The organism is Oleiphilus sp. HI0079 (genome assembly GCF_001635105.1).
On the sequence record NZ_LWFT01000890.1, the window covers coordinates 1 to 1,003 of the forward strand.

Consider the following 1,003-nt stretch of genomic DNA (forward strand, 5'->3'; position numbering starts at 1 on the left):
CTAAAATGTAGGAAATCTGGCGTAATCAATCGCCAGAACTCACCATCGCCTATCGTGGCGATTAAGGCAGCCCAACGCCCATCGATGGACGACATATTAAACGATCCATCAAAAGGATTTACGATCAATAAGGCACGCAAGTATGGGCCTCCCTCGCCTAAATCCGTAAGCCATGCGACCACAACACATATAGCAATGATGATAAAAACTAGCGGAGCCTGTGCGGGTGAAACACGGTCATATGGAGCGACCTTCACGCTTCGACTCACTTTTTTTGAGGCATTTACTTGCTGTAAACGCTCCTTCAACTCTGGATTTTGGAGATAAGATTGCAAGGCTTCATTGACCTGCTCTGCCATCGAGTCATCAACCAAAATCAATACCTGCTCGCCATCGGACTCGACAACGCGGTGCTGAACACCATTCTGGTTCAGCCAGGTTGAAAATGGCCCAAGGTCTTGGTCAATCGCTAAGCGTGCAAGTTCGATCATGACGGAGAGACATCCACCCAAACAAATTTTTCCGGCTTCAGCGTGCGCTCATCGTCCATACGATAAGCCACCAGCTTGCCATATTTTACGGCGCTGTAATCTAGGCAGGCGACATTATCGGTAATCGGTGCGGGCAAACCCGACATCCAGTAATGGCCGACAAAAACCGGAACTTCAGTATGATTGTAATACATCAACTGATCGAGCTCTGCGTCCGACAAAGGTCTATTCATAAGTTTGTCAGGCAAGGGGTCAGGCTGAAAGACGACGTCAGAATAAATCTTTGGCTCTTCGTTCCAAAACTTGGTGCGAAACACATTCCGAATGTAGCCATCTTTGCTAATAATTGTTTCACCATCAGGCAGCTTTAGGGAGGTACCCCGTGTTAAACGATCAACCATTTTCTCCAAAAAGGTGCCACTTCTCGCGGAAGCGTACAGCATATCCATGGTCAGGCAATGGTCTGGACTGAGGGATTTGAAATGCTCTATTGCGTGATGGTCCCAACAGGC

Annotated in this window: 1 protein-coding gene and 1 pseudogene; both read right to left on the minus strand. The window is 47.9% G+C overall.

Translation table 11 applies throughout. The annotated features are described in order from the left end of the window. On the minus strand, positions 1–491 hold a 491-nt coding region (locus A3750_RS16425), incomplete at its 3' end, for a rhomboid protease N-terminal domain-containing protein (RefSeq protein ID WP_197475093.1). Next, positions 488–1,003 (minus strand): annotated as a pseudogene (locus A3750_RS26265) (serine/threonine protein phosphatase); the annotation flags it as partial. The pseudogene A3750_RS26265 and the gene A3750_RS16425, both read right to left, overlap by 4 nt.